This window comes from Leifsonia sp. L25, from assembly GCF_050632895.1.
The window spans coordinates 2,262,369-2,284,375 of the sequence record NZ_JBODRZ010000003.1 but is presented as its reverse complement, the minus strand read 5'-3'; the positions used below and the strand labels follow the sequence as shown (position 1 = coordinate 2,284,375).

Annotated in this window: 20 protein-coding genes and 1 riboswitch; of the genes, 5 read left to right on the top strand and 15 right to left on the bottom strand. The window is 68.4% G+C overall.

From position 1 onward, the window contains the following. Together ACRAWC_RS15380 and ACRAWC_RS15375 are read right to left on the bottom strand one after the other, a co-directional pair. The gene (locus ACRAWC_RS15380; protein ID WP_431348515.1) at nucleotides 1-402 is read right to left on the bottom strand and encodes a hypothetical protein; all 402 of its coding nucleotides are present in this window, start codon (nucleotides 400-402) and stop codon (nucleotides 1-3) included. Nucleotides 403-565: 163 nt separating this feature from the next. Next, on the bottom strand, nucleotides 566-1,066 hold the full coding sequence (locus ACRAWC_RS15375) for an RloB family protein (protein WP_431348514.1): 501 nt from the start codon (nucleotides 1,064-1,066) through the stop codon (nucleotides 566-568). A gap of 322 nt (nucleotides 1,067-1,388) precedes the next feature. Here ACRAWC_RS15375 and ACRAWC_RS15370 point away from each other — a divergent pair, with 322 nt between their 5' ends. Together ACRAWC_RS15370 and ACRAWC_RS15365 are read left to right on the top strand one after the other, a co-directional pair. After that, complete coding sequence (locus ACRAWC_RS15370; RefSeq protein WP_431348513.1) at nucleotides 1,389-2,579, top strand: hypothetical protein; 1,191 nt, start codon at nucleotides 1,389-1,391, stop codon at nucleotides 2,577-2,579. Between the two features lie 171 nt (nucleotides 2,580-2,750). Then, nucleotides 2,751-3,749, top strand: a complete 999-nt coding sequence (locus ACRAWC_RS15365) for an IS481 family transposase (protein WP_431346078.1) — start codon at nucleotides 2,751-2,753, stop codon at nucleotides 3,747-3,749. A gap of 111 nt (nucleotides 3,750-3,860) precedes the next feature. Here the strand turns inward: ACRAWC_RS15365 and moeB are convergent, their stop codons facing one another. The 5 genes from moeB to ACRAWC_RS15340 form a co-directional block, all read right to left on the bottom strand. After that, a complete protein-coding gene (gene moeB / locus ACRAWC_RS15360) occupies nucleotides 3,861-5,012 on the bottom strand; it encodes a molybdopterin-synthase adenylyltransferase MoeB (protein WP_431349458.1) in 1,152 nt (383 codons plus the stop codon). Nucleotides 5,013-5,035: 23 nt separating this feature from the next. Further along, nucleotides 5,036-5,755, bottom strand: coding sequence for a thiazole synthase (locus ACRAWC_RS15355; RefSeq protein ID WP_431349457.1), 720 nt, complete (start codon nucleotides 5,753-5,755; stop codon nucleotides 5,036-5,038). A 104-nt stretch (nucleotides 5,756-5,859) separates the two neighbouring features. Beyond that, on the bottom strand, nucleotides 5,860-6,099 hold the full coding sequence (thiS, locus tag ACRAWC_RS15350) for a sulfur carrier protein ThiS (protein WP_431348512.1): 240 nt from the start codon (nucleotides 6,097-6,099) through the stop codon (nucleotides 5,860-5,862). Then, on the bottom strand, nucleotides 6,096-6,302 hold the full coding sequence (locus tag ACRAWC_RS15345; protein ID WP_431347412.1) for a hypothetical protein: 207 nt from the start codon (nucleotides 6,300-6,302) through the stop codon (nucleotides 6,096-6,098). Before ACRAWC_RS15345 ends, thiS begins: the two co-directional genes overlap by 4 nt. Then, nucleotides 6,299-7,240, bottom strand: a complete 942-nt coding sequence (locus ACRAWC_RS15340; protein ID WP_431349456.1) for an FAD-dependent oxidoreductase — start codon at nucleotides 7,238-7,240, stop codon at nucleotides 6,299-6,301. The genes ACRAWC_RS15345 and ACRAWC_RS15340 overlap by 4 nt, the downstream gene beginning before the upstream one ends. A gap of 87 nt (nucleotides 7,241-7,327) precedes the next feature. On the opposite strand from ACRAWC_RS15340, the gene thiE reads away from it, so the two are divergent. Next, a complete protein-coding gene (gene thiE / locus ACRAWC_RS15335; protein ID WP_431348511.1) occupies nucleotides 7,328-7,969 on the top strand; it encodes a thiamine phosphate synthase in 642 nt (213 codons plus the stop codon). Here the strand turns inward: thiE and thiC are convergent. After that, nucleotides 7,966-9,699 (bottom strand): phosphomethylpyrimidine synthase ThiC, encoded by a 1,734-nt coding sequence (gene thiC / locus ACRAWC_RS15330; RefSeq protein ID WP_431348510.1) that lies wholly within the window; start codon nucleotides 9,697-9,699, stop codon nucleotides 7,966-7,968. The two genes, thiE and thiC, sit on opposite strands and share 4 nt — an antisense overlap. After that, nucleotides 9,698-9,806: riboswitch (TPP riboswitch) on the bottom strand. Its footprint overlaps the gene before it by 2 nt. Before the next feature lie 55 nt (nucleotides 9,807-9,861). On the opposite strand from thiC, the gene thiD reads away from it, so the two are divergent. Together thiD and ACRAWC_RS15320 are read left to right on the top strand one after the other, a co-directional pair. Next, nucleotides 9,862-10,731, top strand: a complete 870-nt coding sequence (gene thiD / locus ACRAWC_RS15325; protein WP_431348509.1) for a bifunctional hydroxymethylpyrimidine kinase/phosphomethylpyrimidine kinase — start codon at nucleotides 9,862-9,864, stop codon at nucleotides 10,729-10,731. Between the two features lie 185 nt (nucleotides 10,732-10,916). Next, on the top strand, nucleotides 10,917-11,141 hold the full coding sequence (locus ACRAWC_RS15320) for a hypothetical protein (protein WP_431348508.1): 225 nt from the start codon (nucleotides 10,917-10,919) through the stop codon (nucleotides 11,139-11,141). Nucleotides 11,142-12,023: 882 nt separating this feature from the next. On the opposite strand, the gene ACRAWC_RS15315 is transcribed toward ACRAWC_RS15320, so the two are convergent. From ACRAWC_RS15315 to ACRAWC_RS15285, 7 genes are all read right to left on the bottom strand, one after another. Next, entirely contained in the window at nucleotides 12,024-12,218 is a 195-nt protein-coding gene (locus ACRAWC_RS15315) for a hypothetical protein (protein ID WP_431348507.1), read from the bottom strand. A gap of 74 nt (nucleotides 12,219-12,292) precedes the next feature. Next, on the bottom strand, nucleotides 12,293-13,420 hold the full coding sequence (locus ACRAWC_RS15310) for a transglutaminase-like domain-containing protein (RefSeq protein WP_431348506.1): 1,128 nt from the start codon (nucleotides 13,418-13,420) through the stop codon (nucleotides 12,293-12,295). A gap of 14 nt (nucleotides 13,421-13,434) precedes the next feature. Continuing rightward, the gene (locus ACRAWC_RS15305) at nucleotides 13,435-13,896 is read right to left on the bottom strand and encodes a hypothetical protein (RefSeq protein WP_431348505.1); all 462 of its coding nucleotides are present in this window, start codon (nucleotides 13,894-13,896) and stop codon (nucleotides 13,435-13,437) included. Continuing rightward, nucleotides 13,893-14,366 (bottom strand): hypothetical protein, encoded by a 474-nt coding sequence (locus tag ACRAWC_RS15300; RefSeq protein WP_431348504.1) that lies wholly within the window; start codon nucleotides 14,364-14,366, stop codon nucleotides 13,893-13,895. Before ACRAWC_RS15300 ends, ACRAWC_RS15305 begins: the two co-directional genes overlap by 4 nt. Continuing rightward, nucleotides 14,363-15,679 (bottom strand): DUF58 domain-containing protein, encoded by a 1,317-nt coding sequence (locus ACRAWC_RS15295; protein ID WP_431348503.1) that lies wholly within the window; start codon nucleotides 15,677-15,679, stop codon nucleotides 14,363-14,365. Before ACRAWC_RS15295 ends, ACRAWC_RS15300 begins: the two co-directional genes overlap by 4 nt. Before the next feature lie 38 nt (nucleotides 15,680-15,717). Next, nucleotides 15,718-16,680: an AAA family ATPase gene (locus ACRAWC_RS15290; protein ID WP_431349455.1), complete on the bottom strand. Its 963-nt coding sequence runs from the start codon at nucleotides 16,678-16,680 to the stop codon at nucleotides 15,718-15,720. Nucleotides 16,681-16,729: 49 nt separating this feature from the next. Next, nucleotides 16,730-22,000 (bottom strand): Ig-like domain-containing protein, encoded by a 5,271-nt coding sequence (locus ACRAWC_RS15285; protein ID WP_431348502.1) that lies wholly within the window; start codon nucleotides 21,998-22,000, stop codon nucleotides 16,730-16,732. Nucleotides 22,001-22,007 lie beyond the last annotated feature (7 nt).

Here is a 22,007-nt window from a genome sequence, read left to right as displayed (position 1 = left end):
TTAGGCCGTCCTCAGCCCTGAGGCCACGACCGCAAGACCGGGTCGACTCGCGCCCGCCAAGGTTGCGTCGACAGCGTGGTACCAGAGGATCGCCACGCCCAGGGCGTCGGCCTGTTGCTGCGCCACCGGTCGAACTCCCCCTCGCACGAAGATCAACGCCTGCCGGCCATCGGAGGTCGCTAGCCTCGCAGCATTCTCCACCGCATCGATATCCAGGTTCCCCCGTCCGTTATCGACCCAGGCGAGGTACCGGGAACTGTAGAGGTCGCAGAGCTGCCGGGCAGGATCTTGCGCGGCGACAGTGTCCACTGCGCCCAGATAGATCATCCATTCGCGGCACAACTCGACCGCTTCATCAGCAGAGACACCAAACGGCCTTGGCGCCGGAGGCTCACGTTCCACCCCACCAGTCTGCCCGACGCCACGGTCACCCGGACTGAGGCAACAGCCGCCGTGTCAATACATCGAAGCCTTCGCTGAAGGCTGGCGCAATACACCACCTGAAGCGGGTCGAAACGCAAGGAAATGGATGGCGCTCGGGAGCCGGCAGACCCCGCTAGCCGGGTTAGAGGTCGACAGTCGCGGGGCCGTCGCCTTTGAAGTCTTCGTAGGACTGCAACACCGAATCGACGAGCGAGAAGGTATTGGTGTGCCCGTGAGAAGGCGGAAGCGCCGTCGCCCGCAACCTTGCGTGGTCGTATCGACCTTGGAGCGCAGACTCGTCGCCTGCAAGCGCTCCTTGATAGCCGGGGAGGAACTTGACGAGCTGAACTTCAGGACTAGTTCCCGGAGCCAAGTCCGCGAAATGGAGCAGCAGCCATAATTCGAAGTTGGGGGTGTTATCTACAAGCCGGACACCAGAAAGCTCGGAACTATCCGCCACGAGTTCAGCAACCCCGTCAGGTAGTCGATCGAACACGCACCAGACCTCGTCGTACGCCGCGCCCTGCTCGCGCGCGATTGTGGCGCGTTCACGGGCAAACCGGATGTTCTTGAGCGGATCGTCCGTGGGCATCGGTTCCAGGGCGATCGGATGGTGGTGCGTCTGTTGCTTGACCCACTGCACATACTCCTCATGAACAGGACGCTCATGCAGCACAAGAATGAACGACCTCGGTTCGCGACTAGGGGCCTTGCGAGCGAGGTCCTGGGCGGGGGGAATCACGGTTCGAGCTCACCCGTTTCATCCCAGAGATCCAAGAACGCGTGCTGATCGATACGAGGTATCGCTGCGTACTTCCCATTGAGATAGTTGCGGCTGAACACCTCGTTCCGGCGTGGACTGAACTCCGAGAGAGCACGTAGCTCGCTCGCGCCAGCAAAGTCTTTCTCTACAGGAGAATGGAATTGCAACCTCGCTTACCAAGGGCGTTAAGGTCCTCGAGCGCGTGCGTGCACTGTACCCGTCGGAGACGCTCACAAACTCCGACGAAACCAGCCCCCGGAACAAGAGCTCGGTAATCACGCTCCTCCAGGTCGACGGGAAGCGGCTGATGTTCACCGGAGACGCCGGCATCCCTTCGCTCGAGGCGGCAGCGGACGAGTATGAGGCACACGTCGGAGCATTCAGCGCATACCCGCTCGACTTGTTCCAGGCACCTCACCACGGAAGCCATCGCAACGTCGGCCCGGACATCCTCGACCGGATTCTCGGACCGATCGACCACGGGTTCCGGAAGACCGACGCCTACATCAGCAGCGCGAAGAACTCCGAGAAGCACCCTCACCGAAGGTCACCAACGCGCTGGGACGACGTGGCGCGGGAGTGTATGTCACCGAGGGGAAGACCATCGCCTACTGGTCGCCCGGAACGAAGCGGGACGGCTGGGGTCCGATCACCGGGATTGGCCCCCTGGAGGAAGACGATTAGCGGCTTCGACAGCTACACCCTGCAGGCGAGGACTGCGCCAGCAGTGGTGCTGATGTTGCCGCTGCTGCTATTCGTCCTCTACCTCGTCAACACGCCGTGGGTCGGGATTAGCATCCCGGCCCTCGGTGTCGTCGGCATCATCTCCGTCGCGAACGAACTCGTCCGAGGCAGAGGGCGACTTCTGCAGGAGCGCCTCGTCTCCGAGTGGGATGGGCTGCCGACGACGCGGGCGCTGCGTCACCGCGACAGCGGGGACACCGAATCGCGTCGACGGCTGCGCGAAGCGATCTGCCAGCTGACCGGTGAGGATCTCCCCACCGCTGCGGAGGAGACTTCCAACCCAGAGCAGGCAGACACCCGGTACCGCGGGGCAATCGATCTGGCGATCAGTGTGATCCGCCGGGATGGGATAGACGCGTCCCTCGTCCGACACGAGAACGCTCGGTACGGCTTCCGAAGAAACACCCGTGCCGTGAAGGGTGTTGCGGTCGGAGTCATACTCGCTGGATTGGCGGTCAACGCCGTCGTGCTGTTCTTCACCTCCGTCCCACTCGTAGGTCTCGTCGTCGTTCTCGGCCACATTGCGTTGCTGTTGTTCTGGGCGTTCGCAGTCAATGACAACTGGGTCAAGGTCCAAGCAGAGACGTTCAGCAACCAGTTCGCTCGAACTGCGATCACGACAGCTCGAGCTGCACGTCCCGCTCGCTAGTTCCCTGCGTCGATTGCGATGGCCGCCTCGAGAGGCGGCCATCATCGTTTCGCCACCACGACCGACCCGACGGCTAGATGTAGTTCCCCGACACGTTGTGAACGCGTGACTTAGGCGAAGACCTCCGGAACGATGTGGGTTACCACACACCAATCGTTCTCGGAGGTCTTCGTGACTCACGCTAATGCACCGTTGACGCCGGAGGGGCGTCGTCGTCTTGCCGTCCTGGTCGTGGAGCGGGGCTGGCCGTTGCGGCGTGCTGCGGATCGGTTCCAGTGCTCGCCGGCCACGGCGAAGCGGTGGGCTGACCGTTACCGGGCTGGTTTGCCGTTGACTGATCGCAGCTGCCGTCCATCGACATCGCCGTCGCGGTTGAGTCGGCGCGTCGAGCGGCGGATCGTCGCGTTGCGCTTCACGCGCCGGTGGGGTCCGCATCGGATCGCGTATCACCTCGGCTTGCACCGTTCGACGGTCGGTCGGGTGTTGGCCCGTTACCGGATGCCATTGCTGACCCATCTTGACGCCAGCACCGGGTTACCGGTTCGCAGACCGAAACCGATCCGCTACGAGGTCGCCTCGCCGGGCCAGCTCGTCCACGTCGATATCAAGAAGCAGGGCCGCGTCCCCGACGGCGGAGGCTGGAGGGCACACGGCCGCGTCTCGGAGCAGAACCGCCGAGCGGGAGCCGCCCGCTCGCGCGCTGCCCGCAGAGGAGCGCCCGCCTCACGGGGCTACCGCTATCTGCACCACGCCGTCGATGACTACTCCCGGTTGGCCTACTCGGAGATTCTCGACGACGAGCGCAAAGAGACCGCGGCCGCGTTCTGGCTTCGCGCGAATGCGTTCTTCCAACATGCCGGAATCACCGTCACCGCCGTGATGACCGACAACGGAGCCTGCTACCGATCCAACGACTTCGCCGACGCGCTCGGCACCATCCAGCATCGCAAGACTCGCCCCTACCGACCGCAAACCAACGGCAAGGTCGAGCGGTTCAACCGCACTCTGGAAACCGAATGGGCTTACGCCATCGCCTACGCCGACGAAGACTCACGCGCGGCTGCCTACCTGCACTGGCTCCATCACTACAATCACCACCGACCCCACACCGGAATCGGCGGCTCAACACCCGCAGCCCGCGTTCACAACCTCACGGGGAACTACAGCTAGAGGTTCAGCAGATTATCAAATCCGGCTGACGAGGATGTCGGAACTCTGTGACCGCCATTGTTCGGCGCGGCCGTGTCTCGTCCCGGAACACCGGCCCGCCCGACGCCATCGTCACCACGTTCCATGCACCAGTCTTCGTGCCCATTCGTCGAACCCTCCCGTCACGACAATGACGTCCGCGTAACCGGCAGCTCCGAGAATCGATTGCGCTGTGCGGGCTCGCGGCCCTGCTTTGCAGTAGAGGACGATGCGTCGTTCGAACGGTGTGCCGTCGATGGCAGCGTTTCGCCTGAGGCGGCTGAGCGGCACCAGCCGCGACTCGGGGATGTGTCCGGCGACCCACTCGTCCTGTTCTCGCACGTCGACGAGCTCGAACTCCGACCTCCCACCAGAGCGTTCCCGAAGCAGGTGCTCGAGTTCCGGGACGGTGATCGAGTCCACGTCATGGTCGGCTACGACTTCGGGGTTGCACGAGTCGGGGTCGTCGGCCAGACGCGCGGGGACGTGTCGTGCGGGGTCTCTGACAACGTGGAGTTCCCGCCAGGAGGCGTCCTTGAGGTCGAAGGTGGCGAGCCGTCCCAGTAGGGATCGCCCGGTACCCGTGATGAGCTTGACGGCCTCGGCGGCCATCATCGACCCCGCGACGCCGCAGAGCATGCCGAAGACGCCTGCTTCCCCGCACGACGGTGCTGACTCGGGTGGCGGCGAGTCGGGGAAGAGGTCGCGGTAGGTGGGGCCGTGCGCGCTCCAGAAGACGCTGACCTGCGCTTCGAATCGGAGGATGGAGCCCCACACGCAGGGCTTCCCGGTGATCTCCGCAGCGTCGGACACGAGGTATCGGGTCGCGAAGTTGTCGGCTCCGTCGATGACGAGGTCGTACTGCTCGAACAGCGCTCGCGCGTTCGCGGCCGTCAGACGGAATGGGTAGGTCTCGACCCGGACGAGCGGGTTGAGCGCTGCGATCGTGTCGCGTGCGGAGTCGACTTTGAGGCGGTGGACGTCGTCGGCGCTGTGGATGACCTGGCGCTGGAGGTTGCTCGTCTCGACGCGGTCGTCGTCGATGATGCCGAGTGTTCCCACGCCGGCGGCGGCCAAGTAGAGGAGGACGGAGGAGCCGAGTCCTCCGGCGCCGATGACGAACACGCGAGCGTTCTTCAGTCTGCGCTGGCCGAGGACTGCGATCTCGGGCAGCAGGATGTGCCTCGAATACCGGTCGTATTCGTCGGCCTCCAGTTCGGATGCGGGTTCGACGAGGGGCGTCATGCTGTCGCGGTCGGTCGTTGCGGTCACAGGTCGGGTCGGCCTTCCATCGACGAGGAGGCGAGCGCTCTGGTGCGGCGGGGGATACGCCCGGAGAGGGCGGCGAGCCGGCCTGCGATCACGGCGTGGCGGAAGGCGGTGGCCATGCCGACGGGGTCCTGGGCGCGGGTGACGGCGGTGGCCAGCAGGACGGCGTCGCAGCCGAGCTCCATCGCCAGGGCTGCGTCGGAGGCGGTGCCGATGCCGGCGTCGAGGACGATCGGGACGTTCGCGCGCTCGACGATCAGTGCGATGTTGTGCGGATTGAGGATGCCGAGGCCGGTGCCGATGGGCGCGCCGAGGGGCATGACCGCTGCGGCGCCGAGGTCCTCGAGCCGGCGTGCCAGAGCGGGGTCGTCGTTGGTGTAGGCGAACACGGTGAAGCCGCGCTGGACGAGTTCCTCGGTGGCGGAGGCCAGCTCGGCGCCGTCGGGCAGGAGGGTGTCCTCGTCCGCGATCACCTCCAGTTTGATCCAATCGGTCGCGAGCGCTTCCCTGGCGAGTTCAGCGGTGAGGACGGCCTCCCGGGCGGTCAGGCAGCCGGCGGTGTTCGGCAGAAGTCGGATGCCTTTGTCGGCGATCAGGCGGAACAGGGAGCCCTCGGCGGAGGGGTCATGCCGGCGCATCGCCACGGTGGTCAGCTGCGTGCCGGAGGCGGTCAGTGCCGCGCCGAGACCGGCATGGCTCGAGGCGCCGCCGGTGCCCATGATCAGGCGGGACGTGAACTCCACGCCATCGATTCGGAGAATGCCGGCGGGGAGGTTCTCGGTCTCCGGGGCCGCGTCCGGGCCGATCGTTTCCGTGAGCATGGTCATCCTCCCTGGGTCGCGCTGACGATCTCGATGATGTCTCCGTCGGCGAGCTCTTCGCCCGCCCAGCCGCTGCGCGGAATGACGGCGGAGTTGACCGCGACGGCGATGCCGAGTGGCGCTGCGCCGGAGGTCGCTCCCCCAGCGCCGACCCGGATGCCGGTGCGTTCCTCGACGAGGTCCGCGACCGACAGTGTCACCTCTCTCTCCTGCGGCTGGCCGTTGACGGTGATCGTGATCATGCGCGGATCCTTCCTGCGATGGTCCTGGGGCTGTTTCGAGTCGCGAATCGGTCGGGACGGATGTCGTCCCAACGCGGGTCGTGCTCCCCGTTGATGAGGTGGAGGCAGATGTCGGCGGCGATCGGGGCGAGCAGGACGCCGTGGCGGAAGAATCCAGTGGCGACGATCAGTCCCGGCACATCGGCGCCGTCTGGTCCGGTCATCCGGCCGAGCAGGGGGCGTTGTCCGGTGTCGCCGGGCGGGCTCGCGCGGTCGCTTCGACCAGTTCCAGGTCGGCCACGGCAGGCAGGAGCTCCTGCGCATCGCGCAGGAGGCGATGGACGGCGCCGGCGGAGACTCCGGGCATCCCGTCCTCGCGCTGCGTCGCTCCGATGACGAGCGTTCCGTCGGAGCGTGGGACGAGGTAGACGCTCTCGCCGTGGACGAGGCCGCGCACGGTGGCCGAGAGCAGCGGCTGGAGGGCGACCGGAACACGTAACCGCAGGATGTCACCGAACACCGGTCGCAGCGGGAGGTGCAATCCGCCCGGAAGGGCTTCGAGCTCGTTTGCGCCGAGGCCGTTGGCGAGGACGACCTCCTCCGCCGAGACCTCCTCGTTCTCGGTCCGCACGCCGGTCACGCGCGAGTCCGGGTCTGCCGAATCCGCGTGGAGCAGCCCGACCACCCTCTCTCGCACGATGACGCCGCGGCCGGTTCGGATCAGATCGTCGACCAGGCGGGCTGCGAGGGTGCGCGGGTCGACCTGATGGTCGCCGCCGACAATGTAGGCGGACGTCACGCGTGGGCCGAGCAGGGGCTCCTGCGCTCGGGCGGCGCCTGTCGTCAGCCTCTGGACGTCGAGGTTCCAGCGACGGTGGGCGGAATGGAGGCCGGCCAACGCCTGCCGGTCGCCGGCATCGACCCCCACCAGCAGGGTCTCCGTCGGCAGATACCCGGTCGGTTCGCCGTTCGGGGAGAGCTCGCGGATGAACTCCGGGTACCGGGCGGCCGAGGCGAGCATGAGCGGGAGGAGGGCGTCCTCCTGGTAGTGGTACTCGCTCACCGGGGCGAGCATCCCGGCCGCGGCGAAGGTGGCGCCGCGGGCCGGCGCCGGGTCGAATAACCGGACGTTGCGGCCGGACCGGGCGATCCGCCAGGCGATGGCCAGGCCGATGATCCCGCCGCCGACGACCGCTATGTCGACGACGGTCCGGTCGGAGCGGCTCGCGGCCCCGGCTACGCTGACCTCATGTCCCTCGCCGCCGCACAGCTCTACCTCTGCACCGATGCCCGCACCCGTCAGGGCGACTTCGCCGACTTCGTGGGCGCCGCGTTCTCCGGAGGGGTCGACATCATCCAGTTGCGGGACAAGACCCTCGAGGGCGGCGAGGAGCTCGACGTCCTCACCGTCCTCGCCGAGGTCGCCGCCCGGCACGGGAAGCTCTGGTCGGTCAACGACCGCGCCGACATCGCCCTGGTCTCCCAGGCCCCGGTACTGCACCTCGGACAGAAGGACCTCCCCGTCCCGGTCGCCCGCACGGTCGTTGGCGCGCAGACGGCGATCGGGCTCTCCACCCACAGCGTCGAGCAGATCGAAGCCGCGATCGCCGCTGAGGGCCTGGACTATTTCTGCGTCGGCCCGGTCTGGGCGACGCCGACGAAGCCCGGCCGCGCCGGGGTCGGTCTCGACCTGGTCCGCTACGCGGCCGACTTCGCCTCGACCCGGCCGTGGTTCGCGATCGGCGGCATCGACGAGACCACCATCGCGGAGGTCGTCGCCGCCGGGGCTGAGCGTGTGGTCGTGGTGCGGGCGATCACCGAGTCGGCTGACCCGGCGGGCAGCGCCGGGCGCTTGCGCGCGGCGCTCCCGGTCCTCACGCACCACGGTTAGGGCCGGGTGGAGCTGGGTGCGGGGAGGTAGACCTTCCCACCGGCCTCGGCGAACTCCGCGGACTTGGCCGCCATCCCGGCGACCCGCTGCTGCTCGGTAACGCCGCCGAACTGGTCGCGGATGTCCTGGGAGATCCGCATCGAGCAGAACTTCGGCCCGCACATCGAGCAGAAGTGCGCCGTCTTCGCCGGCTCGGCCGGCAGGGTCTCGTCGTGGAACGCCTCCGCCGTGACCGGGTCCAGCGAGAGTGCGAACTGGTCGCGCCAGCGGAACTCGAACCGGGCCTTGGACAGCGCGTCGTCCCTGGCCTGTGCGCCCGGGTGACCCTTGGCGAGGTCGGCGGCGTGGGCGGCGATCTTGTAGGTGATGACGCCGGTCTTCACGTCGTCCCGGTCCGGCAGGCCCAGGTGCTCCTTCGGGGTGACGTAGCAGAGCATCGCGGTGCCGTAGCGGGCGATCTCGGTCGCCCCGATCGCGGAGGTGATGTGGTCGTAGCCGGGGGCGATGTCGGTCACCAGCGGGCCGAGGGTGTAGAACGGGGCGCCGTCGCAGAGCTCCTGCTGGCGTTCCACGTTCTCCCTCACCAGGTGGAACGGCACATGGCCGGGGCCTTCGACCATCACCTGCACGTCGTACTCCCAGGCCCGCTTGGTCAGCTCGGCGAGCGTGTCCAGCTCGGCGAACTGGGCGGCGTCGTTCGCGTCCGCGATCGACCCGGGCCGCAGCCCGTCGCCGAGGGAGAACGCGACGTCGTAGCGGGCGAAGATCTCGCACAGCTCGTCGAAGTGCGTGTAGAGGAAGTTCTCCTGGTGGTGGGCCAGGCACCAGCCGGCCATGATCGACCCGCCACGGGAGACGATCCCGGTAACCCGCTCCGCCGTCAACGGCACGTACCGCAGCAGCACCCCGGCGTGGACGGTCATGTAGTCCACGCCCTGCTCGCACTGCTCGATGACCGTGTCCCGGTACACCTCCCAGGTCAGCGCCGACGCGTCACCGTTCACCTTCTCCAGCGCCTGGTAGATCGGGACCGTACCGATCGGGACCGGGGAGTTGCGGATGATCCACTCCCGGGTCGTGTGGATGTCATCGCCGGTGGAGAGGTCCATCACCGTGTCCGCACCCCACGTGGTCGCCCACTGCAGCTTGGAGACCTCCTCGGCGATCGAGCTCGTCACCGCCGAGTTGCCGATGTTCGCGTTGATCTTCACCAGGAACGCCTTGCCGATGATCATCGGCTCCGACTCCGGGTGGTTCACGTTGTTCGGGATGATCGCCCGGCCGGCCGCGACCTCGGAGCGCACCAGCTCCACGTCGCAGTTCTCCCGCAACGCTACGAACCGCATCTCCGGGGTGATCACCCCGTCGCGGGCGTACCGCATCTGCGTGATCGTGCGCCCCGGCAGCGCCCGCCGCACCGGCGGCTTCGCACCCCGCCACTCCGCCGACGCCTCACCCCGGCGCATCGCCGACCGGCCGTCGTCCTGAAGGTTGCGCCGACGACCCTCATACACTTCCGTGTCGTCGCGGGCTTCGATCCAGCCCTCGCGCAGGGGCGCCAACCCGACCACCGGGTCACTTCCTGGGCCCTCGGTCCGGTAGACCGTCACCGGCGGGTTGGCGGTGCCGTCCGGAGACGGGTCCAAACCGATCCGGGAGACCGGCACATGGAGGTCGTGCTCCGTGTCGTGCAGATAAGCCAGAGCGCGTGCAGATACGACAGAATCCATCGAGGAGACTCCTACTTCCTTCGCCGGCATTACCCGGACAGGTTCGAACGGTCGCGGGCCGCGTCAGCCCGATCTCAGCCCTTGCGAGGGCCCCCGTGTGGATGCACTGACCATAGCGCACGATCCCGGAACCCGTCGAACCGGACCTGCTAACGTCGCGCCATGACCCCCGGCGAGCAACCCATCCCCCGCGTGCTCAGCATCGCCGGCACCGACCCCACCGGCGGCGCCGGAATCCACGCCGACCTCAAAAGCATCGCCGCCAACGGCGGCTACGGCATGGCCGTCATCACCGCCCTCGTCGCCCAGAACACCACCGAAGTCCGCACCATCCACACCCCACCCGCGGCGTTCCTCGCCGAGCAACTCGACGCGGTCAGCGACGACGTCACCATCGACGCCGTCAAGATCGGGATGCTCGGGACCGCCGAGAATGCACGGGTTGTCGAGACCTGGCTGGTCAAGGTCACGCCGCCGATCGTGGTGCTCGACCCCGTCCTCAAAGCCAGCACCGGCGGCACGCTGGGTCGCGACGACATCCCTCACGCCCTCCGCGATCTCCTCCCGCTGTGCAGCGTCGTCACACCCAATCTCGACGAACTTGCTGTCCTCACTGGCGAACCACGCGCGTCGTCATGGGAGGCCGCGATAGCGCAGGCCCAGCGGCTTTCCGCCCACTTCGCGGTCGCCGTCCTCGTCACCGGCGGCCACCTCGGCGGGCCCACCTCCCCCGACGCACTCGTCGACGCCCACGACACGCTCGGCACCGGCCGACCCGTCACCCGGACCACCACCCCGCGCGTCGCCACGGCGAACACACACGGCACCGGTTGCTCACTGTCGGCGGCGCTCGCCACGAACCGCGCACGCCTCGACGACTGGGGAACCGCGCTGAACGTCTCCAAGAAATGGCTGACAGCCAGCCTCCAGTCCGCAGACGACCTGGACGTTGGCCACGGCCCGGGCCCGCTCAACCACTTCAGCCGCGCCTGGAAGCAGCTCTGTACGGCACCGGAACCCGTCAAGAATTGACGGGATTGTGTCCTCCATATTGAGGACACGACCCGTCAACCCTTAGTCTGGTGATCACCCAGGGATGCCCGGCCGCCCGTCGAAACGCATTCGGCTCGGATACGTCTCAACCCGACACGGGCCGGCCGGCATCCCCAGGGCGCATCCCCGGTGCAAACCCGCTCGTCGGAGCGTATTTTGATGGCATGACCGAGGATCTGAGACGACTCACCAGGGATGCGATCTTCCGCTCCTCCCGTGGTGCGATCTCACGTCGGGTAGAACTCGTCGACGGCCGGTTACCGCAATCCGTCGACCTCCCCGCGGTCGGGAGATCTCGCGTACGAGATCACTACATCCTCGCGCTGAACGATCCGATACGACCCGTCTATCGCTGGCACGGGCAGCTCACGGTGAACTCCACGGCGTGAAACGACCGTGGTGGCGACTTCGCATTCGGTCTAAAGTTTGGATTGAAATCCCAATTCGGGGCTTCGCGTATTCACCACAACGGGAAAGCGGCCGCCATGTTTTTGCAGCGCAGCTACTCGGGGGAGCTCACACTGACGTTCAAGCACGACGATTTCATAGCGCTCTTGACCCGCTCCGCGGATCGAGGAATGACACCGGAGGCGTATGTGGAATCACTCGCGAGAGACGCCTTTCGACATCCGCTAACTACGCGCGACGCCGAAGATCCGGAGCGAGATACGACGTCCTGATGTACACACCGTCAAGCCCGGGGCTTGTGGAATCCGCGACACCGCATTCATATCCGGCTGACGAGGATGTCTGAGATCCGCGATCGCCACTGTTCGGCCCGGCTCACATCCGAGGAGCCCATCAACGCCGAGTTAAGGTCATGTAGCTCGCGATCCGTGAGCGTATCGAGGTCAGCGAATGCGACGCTGTTGAATGCGTCGTCGGGGAGAGCAAATGGCATAACTCTAGCCTGGCCGAACAACAACTGGACCGCACTCCCTTATTCATGGGACTACGCATGATCCATGCACTGTTTCACACTTTAGAACGCCGAGCCCGCCGCGGCCGCGTGACTACATTTTGACTACAACTGAGTGAGATCACATGGGGTCTAATGAGATCACAGGAGATAACAAACCCGCGGAAAATCAACGGTTTTAGCTCCTACGGGGTCATATTAGGTCCTAGGATTTCGACTGAAAATCGAAAGGTCACCGGATCGATGCCGGTCGGAGCCACCAAGAAAACCCCCGGTCCGATAAGGAATCCGGGGGTTTTCTGTTTGCTCGTCGGGGAGCCGGGTCCGCCGCGAGACGACGGCGCCCCGCGATTCAGACACGGCGCGCTCGGCGGTAGCGGAACGCGGAGAGGCGGGCGCGCAGCGGACCGACTGCTTCCGTCGCACCGGCCAGCGCATCATCCGCCGCGCTCCAGGCGCGGTCGACACGGTCGTCCGTGACGACCGAGCCATCGAAGACCGCCGCGTCGACGTGCTGCGCGAGCTCGCGGAGACCGTTGTCGGGCACGGGAAGACTCTGCGCCACCGACTGCTGCTCGAGAGCGGTGGCGACCTGGATACGCGTTGTGCGCTCCGGCACCGTCAGCCCGAGTTCGGCGTAGCCGTCGAGCAGTTCGTCCCAGGCCCCGCCGCCCGGCGGTCGGGTGGGCCGTGGGTTCGGCGGCGCCGCCGTCGTCGCCTCTTCAGGGCGGCGATCAGCAGTACGGGCAGAAGGTACGCAAGCAGGGGGATCACGACGACCCCGGCGGCAACCCACACCCACGCCGGCAGCTGCCAACCGGCTGATTTGGCCTTCGGCGCGTCGTCCTTCGTCTTGACCGGCGTGAGCAGCGCGTCGGCGCGGGGGTCGGCGGGCGGGGGCTGCCTCACCTGGGGCTGCGGCTCCAGCTTCGGCTTGGTGGTCTGGGTCTTCGGGGCGTCCGTCTTCGTCGGGGTGGGGAAGAACGGTACCCAACCGACGTGATCGAACGCGACCTCGTCCCAGGCGGTCACGTCGTCGCCGGTGACCGTGGTCGTGCTCCCGGTGACTTTCGGAGCGAAGCCCATCACCACCCGGCTCGGGTATCCGAGTCTGCGCGCCATCAGGGCGAATGCGCTGGCGTACTGCTCCTGGTCGCCGACCATCGGCGACTTCGAGAGCAAGTCGGTGATCCGGTCCGCTCCCTCCCCGGCACGCGACGGGACGGGATCGGATGCCCGTCCGTGACTGAGGAAGCCGAGGGACTTGAGCGAGCGTTCGATGTTGAGGAGCTTCTGGATGACGGTGTCCGCTGAGCCCGAATACTCCTCGGCTTTGGCCGAGACGATGTCGGGGACGTTGCTCACCGGCGGAAGGGCGAGCCGTGCGGGAGGCACCTTGGCCAGCGCGCGGTCGTTCGGAACCTTCTGGGACGTCGCGCCCACGGTGTAGGAGAGACCGTCGCGCACTCCGCTGGTCACTGCCGCCGTACCTGTCGCCGTGTTGACACGCACGGCTCCCGCGGGGCCCTGCGCCGTGCCCTTCCGAAAGGTGAGCCGATCGGTGTAGCCGACGGTCGGCAGCCACACATCGGAGTAGCCGAGCACAGTGATGGCGGCCGTCGAGGAGGTGCCCGGGGTGAACAGCGGTGGCGCCGGGATGGTGCTTCCGAGGAGCTGGAACGCTCCGGATGCGTCGGTGTCGCTGCCGGGCGCCGCCACCGACCATACGACTCCGTCGTAACTGTCCATCGTGGCCAACCTGATCAGTTGGCCCTGCTTGAGCCCCGTGACCGTGAAGAGTCTGGTCTTCTGGAGCTGCTTCGTATACGTGCGGAACCCGGCCAGCGGACTCGGGTACTGGAGCGGGTCGAACGGGGCGTGACCTCGTCGCGAACGACGAACCGCGAGGCGGCAGGCGGCGCCAGCAGCGACCCGGCGACCGCGCCGACGAGGACCGCCCCGAGGACGACGGCGGTCCCGCCGACCAGGCGGCTGCGGCGGACGGCCGAGTCGGTCTCGATGCGATCCCGCGCCGCGCGAGACCCTCGCCACGACAGCCAGACCAGGCCGATGGCCGCGAACAGGACGCACCGGATGCCGGCGAAGAAAGGGTCGCGCGTGCCGAGCAGGATCGCTGCGAGCAGCAACAGCGTCGGCCCGGTCAGCAGGACGGCCGCACGCCGGACGGAGCGGCCGCGCGTTCCCGGCGCCCAGCGGACGGTCAAGGTGATCGAGACGAGCGAGACCAGCCACCCGGCGACGTAGGGTACGACGGCGACGTAGGGGGCGCTTCGAGGGGCGCCTCCAGAGTGACGGCATCGGACCATCCGAAGACGGCGCCCAGCACCAGTCCTGAGAGGCTGTCGAGGGTGGGAAGGACGCCGAACAGGGCCTGCCCGGGCAGCGCCAGCGGCGTCCCGAGGAGGAAGTAGGCGGCCAGCGCGAGCACGACCGTGACCGGCCAGTCCAGCCGGAAGAGGCGACCGAGCAGCGCGACCCCGCCACCGACGAGGATCCCGCCGACAGCGGAAGAAGCGAACGCGTAATGCCCGAAGGCGGGCTCGAAACCGATCACCGCGAGCAGGCTCAGCCCGGCGAGGACGGCGACATCGATCCAGGTGCTCGCCGGAAGGCGGTCGAGCACCGGACCCGACTGCCCGGATGCGCGCGACCGGCCCTCAGCGGCCGCGGTCATCGGGCTGCTCGTTTCAGCAGGACGGGAAGCTCCGAGAGGGACGACACCGTGATGAGCATGGATCGGCCCAGTCGGGTGAGCTGCGGCTCCGCCGCCTCATCGACACGGATCACCAGCGTCTCGGTGTCGCCGCCCCACAGCGCGACGGCGCCCCGCACGTCGACAGGGTCGACGCTGGACCCGACGACGGTGACCGCGAGACTCGGCGCCTGCAGCCGGAGGGTCGCCTGACGGAGGAACTCTCGAAGTGAGGAGTGCGCTCCCTCGACGGGCTGAAGGCGGCACGTGTCGTCGAGCAGCGAGGTCGAAGTCGCAGTGCGCAGCGGGCCGCCCTGCCAGACGGCATCCATCTGGGTGTCTTCGCGGATCGCCTGACAGCCGATGGACGCGATCACGGACACGCCGAGCTCGAACTCGTCGTCGGAGGCGAAATGCGACCGTTCGGCGTCGAAGGCGAGCAGCAGCTGCGATCGCCGGGTCTCCTGGTACTGCCGGACCATCAGCTGACCGGTGCGAGCCGAGGTGCGCCAGTGCACGTTCCGGATGTCGTCGCCGGGTTCGTAGCTGCGGAGCGCGTGGAAGGCCAGATCGCTGTCCGTGACGACCTTCGTCGTCTGACCTTCCAGGTCCCGCACGAGACCGCGCGCGGTGGCGGCAAGCCGGACCGTCTTGGGATGGACGAACAGCTCGATCTGATCGGTCCACCGGTTGGTGCGTCGCAGCAGCCCGAGCTGGTCGCCGCGCACCGAGAGCGCCGGCCCGGCGAGGATGAGCGCGCGCCGAGCGGTCGGCACGGCGAACAGCTCCTCGGTCTCGGCGCCCGGCGCCAAGCGGGGAACGGCGAACTCGGCCTGACCCTCGCCGACGGGCAACTCCATCCGCGTCGGCAGCACCGGCCGGGGGCCGCTGTTCGTGACCGTGAGGCGGCCGAGCGCGCGATCGCCCGCGACGACGCGACGTGGGTTGAGTTCGACGACGACGCGGTAGGTCGAACGGCCGAAGACGAACGCCGACGCGATGAGCAGCGCGGTGAGGAGGGTGACGGCGATGAAGAGGAATTCGACCCAATGGAGCCAGCCCGCAAGGACCAGCGAGGCCGCCGCTGCGGCCAGCACGATCCATCCGAGCGTGCTGACGACGCCGATCACCGGGCGGACCCCGTCAGCGACAGCGCGCGCCACCGGCGCGACACGCGCGTTGATCGCGCCGAGCAGCCGCCCGGAGGCCGCGCCGAACTGCCCTGCCGTGATCCGGGCCCGGGCGCCAGGCGAGCCGCGGCCCGGCCCGGCGTCGGCACGACTTTCGGCGGTCATGTGCGGGATCCGGTCGCTTCGAACACGTCGGAGGGCTGTCACGCGGCCCGGTACGCCGGGGGCGTGGCGGATGCCACCGCGCGCTCGACCACCTGGTCGGCCGTCACACCCGCGAACTCCACCTCGGGCTCGACCATCACGCGGTGCGCCAGCACCGGCTGGGCCAGCTCGTGGATGTCGTCGGGTGTGATGTAGGTGCGGCCCTGGGAGATCGCCCACGTCTTCGCAGCACGCGCGAGCGCGAGGGCGCCGCGGATGCTGACGCCGAGGGCCGCATCCTTGTCGTTGCGCGTGGCGGTCACGATCTCGCTGAGATAGCCCATGACGCTGGGGTCCGTGTGCACCTCGGAGGCCAGCTGCGCGAGCGTCGACACAGCCTCGGCGGCGATGATCGGGCGCACGGCTGCGGCGCGGGACCGGTTGGACGAATCGAGCAGCAGGTCCACCGTCGTCGCGTGGTCCGGGTAGCCGAGCGAGGTCTTGATCAGAAAGCGGTCGAGCTGCGCCTCCGGCAGCGAGTACGTGCCCGCCTGCTCAACCGGGTTCTGGGTCGCGATCACGACGAACGGGGTCCCGACCGAGTGGCCGACGCCGTCCACGGTCACCACCCCCTCCTCCATCACCTCGAGGAGAGCCGACTGCGTCTTGGGGCTGGCGCGGTTGATCTCGTCGGCGAGCACCACCGTCGCGAAGATCGGGCCCGGGTGGAACTCGAACCGCCGGGTCGACTGGTCGTAGATGGTCACGCCGGTCACGTCCGAGGGCAGCAGGTCGGGTGTGAACTGGATGCGGGACTGGGTGCCCTCGACCGTGTTCGCGAGCGCCTTGACCAGCACGGTCTTGCCGGTGCCCGGCACGTCCTCCAGCAGCACATGGCCGCGGGAGAGCATCGCGGCGACCACCAGCCGGATGGTGTCCTCCTTGCCGAGGATCGCCTTGTCGACGTTCGCGACGAGCTGCGCGAACGCGCCGGCGAACCAGTCCGCCTGTTCCTGGGTCACTGCCACGGGTCTGTCCTTCTTGTCGGTGTCTGTCGGGTCGATGTCCGGCTCACTGCGCCCAGTCCTGCACGCTGCTCTGCACGCCGTTGACGACGACGTACGCGCCGGGATAGCCGCAGTACGGCTGCTGGCCGTCCGGTGCGCCGCGGTAGTGGGCATAACCGGTGCCGTCCGTCGAGATGGAGGGCGACCAGAGCGTCGTCCCGTTGCAGTGCACCTGCATCGGGAACGTGCGGTTCGCCGGGAAGTTGGTCAGCGTCACGTCGTACGTGTAGCTGTGCACGAATCCCGGCTCGGGGTTGCCCTTGGCGAGGGCGATCGACGGCTGCGGCACCGGCTTGGTGGCGACCTGGACCGAGCCAGAGGATGCCGTCGGACCGGTCCTCCCGCTGCCGTCGTTCACCGCGTAGACCTCGAACGAGTAGCTCCCCGCACCCTGTCCGCCCTCGGACGCCGTCGTGCCGGACGTCGTCTTCCACGGGCCGCCGTTGAGCCGGTAGTGGTACGTGACCGACCCGCCCCCGGTTCCGCTCGGATCGCGGAGGGCGTTCCAACTCATGTTCACTGTCGTCGGCGCGTACGGCCCGGCCGAGATGTTCAGTCCGCCGACCTTGCTCGGAGTGCCGTACGGCGTGACCGCCGAGCTCTGTGCGGAGACCGGCCCCCAGCCGTCGGCGTTGTGCGCGCGCACGGCGAACCGGTAGGTCTTGCCGTTGGTCAGCCCGGTGATGCTCACCCGGCCGATCGAGCCGACGGTGACCGTGCTCTCGCCGCCGCTGACTTCGTAGGAGTCGATCGGCTTTCCGTTGTCGGCCGGGGCGGCGATGGTCACGCTGGCGCTGCCGTCGCCCGCGGTCGGGTTCGACGGCGCGGGCGGTTGCGCCGGGACGTCGTGGACCGTGACCCGGTACTGCCCGATCGCGGCCGCGGTCCGCTGCGGGTCCTTGGTCGCGTCCTCGACGTGGTAGACGATGTTGACCGCGCCGATCGCCGCGCCGGACGCAGCGCTCACCGTGATGGACGACGCCGTGTGCGTGACGGTGACCCCGGACGGCGCGCTCTGCGCCTGCGCGTCCGTGATGGTCAGCGGCTGCCCGGGGAAGGGGTTCACCCACGCCGAGTCGGAGGACGCGCCCTGCAGCGTTCCGCTCGTGCCGCGTTGGAGCTCGGAGGCCTGCGGCGGATTCTTCTGCGTGGCGACGGGCCTGGACGAACTCACGACCTGCACGTTCACGGTGCCGGTGATCGTGTGCACGCCCGAGCTGATCGTGACCGTGACGGTCGTGGACTCCCCCGGCTGGGTGCCCAGCGGTGCCGAGAGCGACAGCGTCGACCCGCTGAGCGAGACGGCGATCTTCTGGTTCGACCACTGCGGGTTGGAGTAGCTCAGCTTCGCGAGGATGGCCGGGTTGGGGTGGTAACTCGATGCCCGGAGGTCGACAGCGAGCGGCGCCTCTCCCGGTTCGATCTTCTCCGTCGGCGACGTGAACGTGGGCGCGACGTCGGCCTGCGCCGGGTCGCCCACGGTGAGCGGGAGGACCAGTGTGGTGATCCGGTCGGTGGACGCACCCGCGTCCCGGCCATCGTTCACTCTGAAGGTGATGGCGGCGGGCCCGCGGTAGTCCTTCAGCGCCGTGAAGTTCAGCGTGTCGTCGCCGCCGAACGACGACGCGCCCGAGCTGTTCGTCGCACTCACGCCGGACGCGCCCGTGAGCTTCACGCTCCGGCCAGACGGCACGGTGAGGATGTCGGACAGCTTCCAGCTCTTGGAGCCGTTCTGCGGGACGATCTGCTGCGGGAGTCCGTCCTCGATCCGCGGCGGAGCGGTCGCATCGCCCTTGGGCGGCACGACGATGAAGGCGTCGCCGCTCAGCCCGGTGACGCGGTCGGTGACCGAGTAGGCGATGGCGATCCGGCGGTCGCCGGGATGGACGGTCACGGTGCCGTCGCTCCCGACGTCCGCCGCCGACGCGTTCGGGCCCAGCACCGCGACCTGGAGGTCGCCGACCAGGCCGGACGGGTTGACCGCACCGGAGAGCGCGTTCACTTTCACGCTCGTCTTGTTCGAGACCGCATCCGCCTCCAGCACATGGTCGACGGCGCTCGGCGGCACGTCCTTGGCGTCCGGCGTCACCGTGAGCTGGATGAAGGCGCTCGAGACGCCGCCCTGGCCGTTGGTGATCTGGTATCGCACGACGTACGAGCCCTCGTGCCCTGGCGCCTTGACCAGCACGATCTTGCCGTGCACCGACGCGGTCAGGCCGTCGTCGACGTGCAGCAGCTTCTTCTGCAGCGAGATGGCGTAGCCGTTCGGATCCGAGTCGTTGTCGAGCACCGGGACCGCGATGGTCCGGCCCGGTTTGACCTGCACCGGGTCGTCGACGGCGACCGGCGGACGCACTTGGCTGGGGCGTGGGATGACGCCGACGTTCACCGTGCCCGTCGCGGTCTTCCCATAGGTGTCCTTCACCGTGTAGGTGAACGTGTCGGTGCCGGCGGAGTCCGGGTATGCCTCGTAGGTGAACGCCGTGCTCGTCGTGTCGGAGATCCGGCCCAGCGTCGGCTGGCTGCCGAGCCCGGCGAGCACGACGGAGTCGCCGTCCGGGTCGATCCCGTCGAGCGGCACCTCGATCGGCACCGACGAGCCGGCGAACGCGCGCACGGTCAGCGGCTGCGGCTGCGGGGCCCGGTCGGTCCCCTTGTCGGGCGCGGTCACGACGAAGGTCACCGTGGCCTGCGCCTTCTGTCCGTATTTGTCGGTGATCCCGTAGACGACGCTGTACTGGCCTGGCGTGGTCGGCGCCTGGTACCTCACGGTCTTGCCGCTCACGAACGCGGTGGCGCCCCTCCCCTCGGCGGAGGTGTCTCTCAGTTGCGGGTCGAGCGCGAACGGCGCGTTGTCGGGCGACGAGTCGTTGTCGAGCACGGACGCGGTCGCCACGTCGCCCGCCCGCACGGTCACGGTGTCGTCGACCGCGACGGGCGGCTGGTGGACGACCAGCGGCGGCACAGGGATGACGCTGATCCCGGCGGTCGCCTCGTGCAGTCCGTCGGACACGGTGTACTGGAGCTGCACCGGCTGGGTCAGCACGGTCGGCGCGGTGATCTTGACGATCGCGTTGTCGAGCACCTCCACATCGAGGTCCTGCGCACCCGGCCCCGATGTCACCTGCCGCACGACGAGCACGCGACCCGAAGGCGAGACGTCGTTGTCCAGCACCGCGACCGACGTCGGCTCCCCGGGCCGCACGTACGCGCGATCCGCGACGGCGGTCGGCGGGGCGTCGGTGGCGTCCTGCTGCGCGACGTTGAAGCGCACGATCCCCGTGGTGCTCTTCGGTCCGGCGCCGAGCGTGTACTCCGCGTAGTACTCGCCGGCCGTGCTCGTCTTCAGCGTGAGGGTGCCGTGCGCGGGGTCGGCGTTCAGCTGTCCGGACGCCGGGCCCATCAGCGTCGCGCCCACGAGCGTGAGCGGCTCGACGGACGGGGTCTGGTCGTTGTCGAGGGGGTGGACGACGACAGGCTGGCCGGTGAACCCCGCTCCGAAGTCCGGCACCGCCACCGGATCGAGCGTGCCCGCAGGCTTCACCGTGACGATCAGGCTCCCGGTCGTGGACTTCCGGCCGTCGGAGACGGTGACCCGGACCTCCTTCGATCCTGCCTGGCCGGTCTTGCTGGTGAACGTCACGTCGCCGTCCGGCTTGAACCGCACGTCGTCCTCGGTCGTGGCGGAGGCGGACACCAGGGACAGGTCGTCGCCGTCCGGGTCCAGCCAGTCGTTCAGGACGTTGTAGGTGACCGACTGGCCGACTTCGGTCTGGGCCGCGCTCGGCCTGGTCGACGCCGGAGGGTCGTTCTGCACCTCCTGATGGATGGTGGCGTTGACGTTCGCGGACGCCGTCCCGCCCCGGCCGTCGTCGATGGAGTAGCGGAAGCTCACCGTCCCGCTCACGCCGTCCTTGGGCGTGAACTGGATGGCACGGCCGCCCTCCACCAGCGCGAGCTGGCCCTGGGCGGCCGGTATCGGCGAGACCTGGCTGATGGTGAGCACATCCCCGTCGGGGTCGGTGTCGTTGGAGAGGACGTGCAGCACGGTCGAACGCCCGGGCCGGACGCCCAAGTCGTCATCGACCGCGGTGGGCGGCCGGTTCACCGCAGTGCGCTGCGCGAGGGTGTCTGCGAAGGACTGCACGACGGGCTTCTCCTCGCCGGTGTCGCCCTGGACGGTGGTGTCGTTCGGCTTGAGCTGGGCCCAGTTCTGCACCAGGCGCATGTCGGAGGACACCACCCAGGCGTTCCCGTCGCGCAGGTTGTTGAGCGCGATGACACCGTGGTTGACCCGGAACTCCAGGTCGTCCCCGGTCACCTGCTGGTCGATGTCCAGACCGATGGGTCTCCTGCCGTCGCACGCGTACAGGTAGCGGGCGGACCCCGCCCAGGCTCCGTACGAGCAGGTTCCGAGCCGCACCGGGGCGGAGACCGCGCTCGCGCCTCCGCTGGAGGTCGCGCCGGCAGGGACCGAGACGACGGCGCCGCCCCCGAGCGGCACGCTGAGCAGGCTGTTCGCGGTCGCTACGAGGGCGGCCGGATCGTCGGGACCGGGCTGCTGGAGGCGCAGGCCCTTGGCGGGAAGACGGATCGTCGTCCCCGAGTCGGTGAGGAGCGTGTCGTCCTGGGTGTCGAGCAGCACCGGGTGGTCGCCCACCGCCGAGAACTGGAAGGCGCCCGGGACGGCGAAGGCAGAGGAGGACGCGGCCGCTCCGGGATGGTCGACCGCCACGAGCCGCTTGCCCTTCGGCGCCGCCACGAACGTCTTCCCCGACTTGGTGACCACCAGCTTCGCGCCCGCGCCGACCGAGGCCGTCGGGGTCGTCTTCGACTTGTCGAAGTCGAGCCGCCCGGTGGCGTCGAGCACCCAGAGCGACCCGATGGGCGAGAGCACCGCGAGCGTCGACCCGCCGTACCCGACCTGGGATCCTTCCGGCACGGTGATGCGGCCGCCGAGCGACACGAACGCCGGGTCGATCCGGTCGACGGTGCCGTGCGGGAGGTCGGTGAGGAAGTACGACGAGCCGTCTTGCAGCACGTCCAGGTCGGCGGAGGATCCGGTGACCGCGGCGTCGAGCTCGTCGATCTGGTGGTTGAGCCGGCCGCCGAGCAGCCGCTCCCCGTTCGTCACCCAGACATCGCGGGTGTCCAGCTCGACCGCGTTCACCGGGAAGCCGCGGTGCAGCACCGCGACCGTGAGCGGGACGCCTGCGACGACGGCGAGAGTGGCGGCGATGGCGAGTGTCTTCCGTTCACGGAGCCACTTACTCAACGATGCC

What these genes read in the sequence shown, in the direction of transcription:
- thiS (WP_431348512.1), bottom strand. Translation starts at nt 6,099, where the DNA reads ATGATCACGATCACCGTCAACGGCCAGCCGCAGGAGAGAGAGGTGACA.
- thiD (WP_431348509.1), top strand. Translation starts at nt 9,862, where the DNA reads ATGACCCCCGGCGAGCAACCCATCCCCCGCGTGCTCAGCATCGCCGGC.
- moeB (WP_431349458.1), bottom strand. Translation starts at nt 5,012, where the DNA reads ATGACGCCCCTCGTCGAACCCGCATCCGAACTGGAGGCCGACGAATAC.
- ACRAWC_RS15320 (WP_431348508.1), top strand. Translation starts at nt 10,917, where the DNA reads ATGACCGAGGATCTGAGACGACTCACCAGGGATGCGATCTTCCGCTCC.
- ACRAWC_RS15355 (WP_431349457.1), bottom strand. Translation starts at nt 5,755, where the DNA reads ATGGGCACCGGCGGCGCCTCGAGCCATGCCGGTCTCGGCGCGGCACTG.
- ACRAWC_RS15295 (WP_431348503.1), bottom strand. Translation starts at nt 15,679, where the DNA reads ATGACCGCCGAAAGTCGTGCCGACGCCGGGCCGGGCCGCGGCTCGCCT.
- ACRAWC_RS15345 (WP_431347412.1), bottom strand. Translation starts at nt 6,302, where the DNA reads ATGACCGGACCAGACGGCGCCGATGTGCCGGGACTGATCGTCGCCACT.
- ACRAWC_RS15310 (WP_431348506.1), bottom strand. Translation starts at nt 13,420, where the DNA reads ATGGACAGTTACGACGGAGTCGTATGGTCGGTGGCGGCGCCCGGCAGC.
- thiC (WP_431348510.1), bottom strand. Translation starts at nt 9,699, where the DNA reads ATGGATTCTGTCGTATCTGCACGCGCTCTGGCTTATCTGCACGACACG.
- ACRAWC_RS15300 (WP_431348504.1), bottom strand. Translation starts at nt 14,366, where the DNA reads ATGACCGCGGCCGCTGAGGGCCGGTCGCGCGCATCCGGGCAGTCGGGT.
- thiE (WP_431348511.1), top strand. Translation starts at nt 7,328, where the DNA reads ATGTCCCTCGCCGCCGCACAGCTCTACCTCTGCACCGATGCCCGCACC.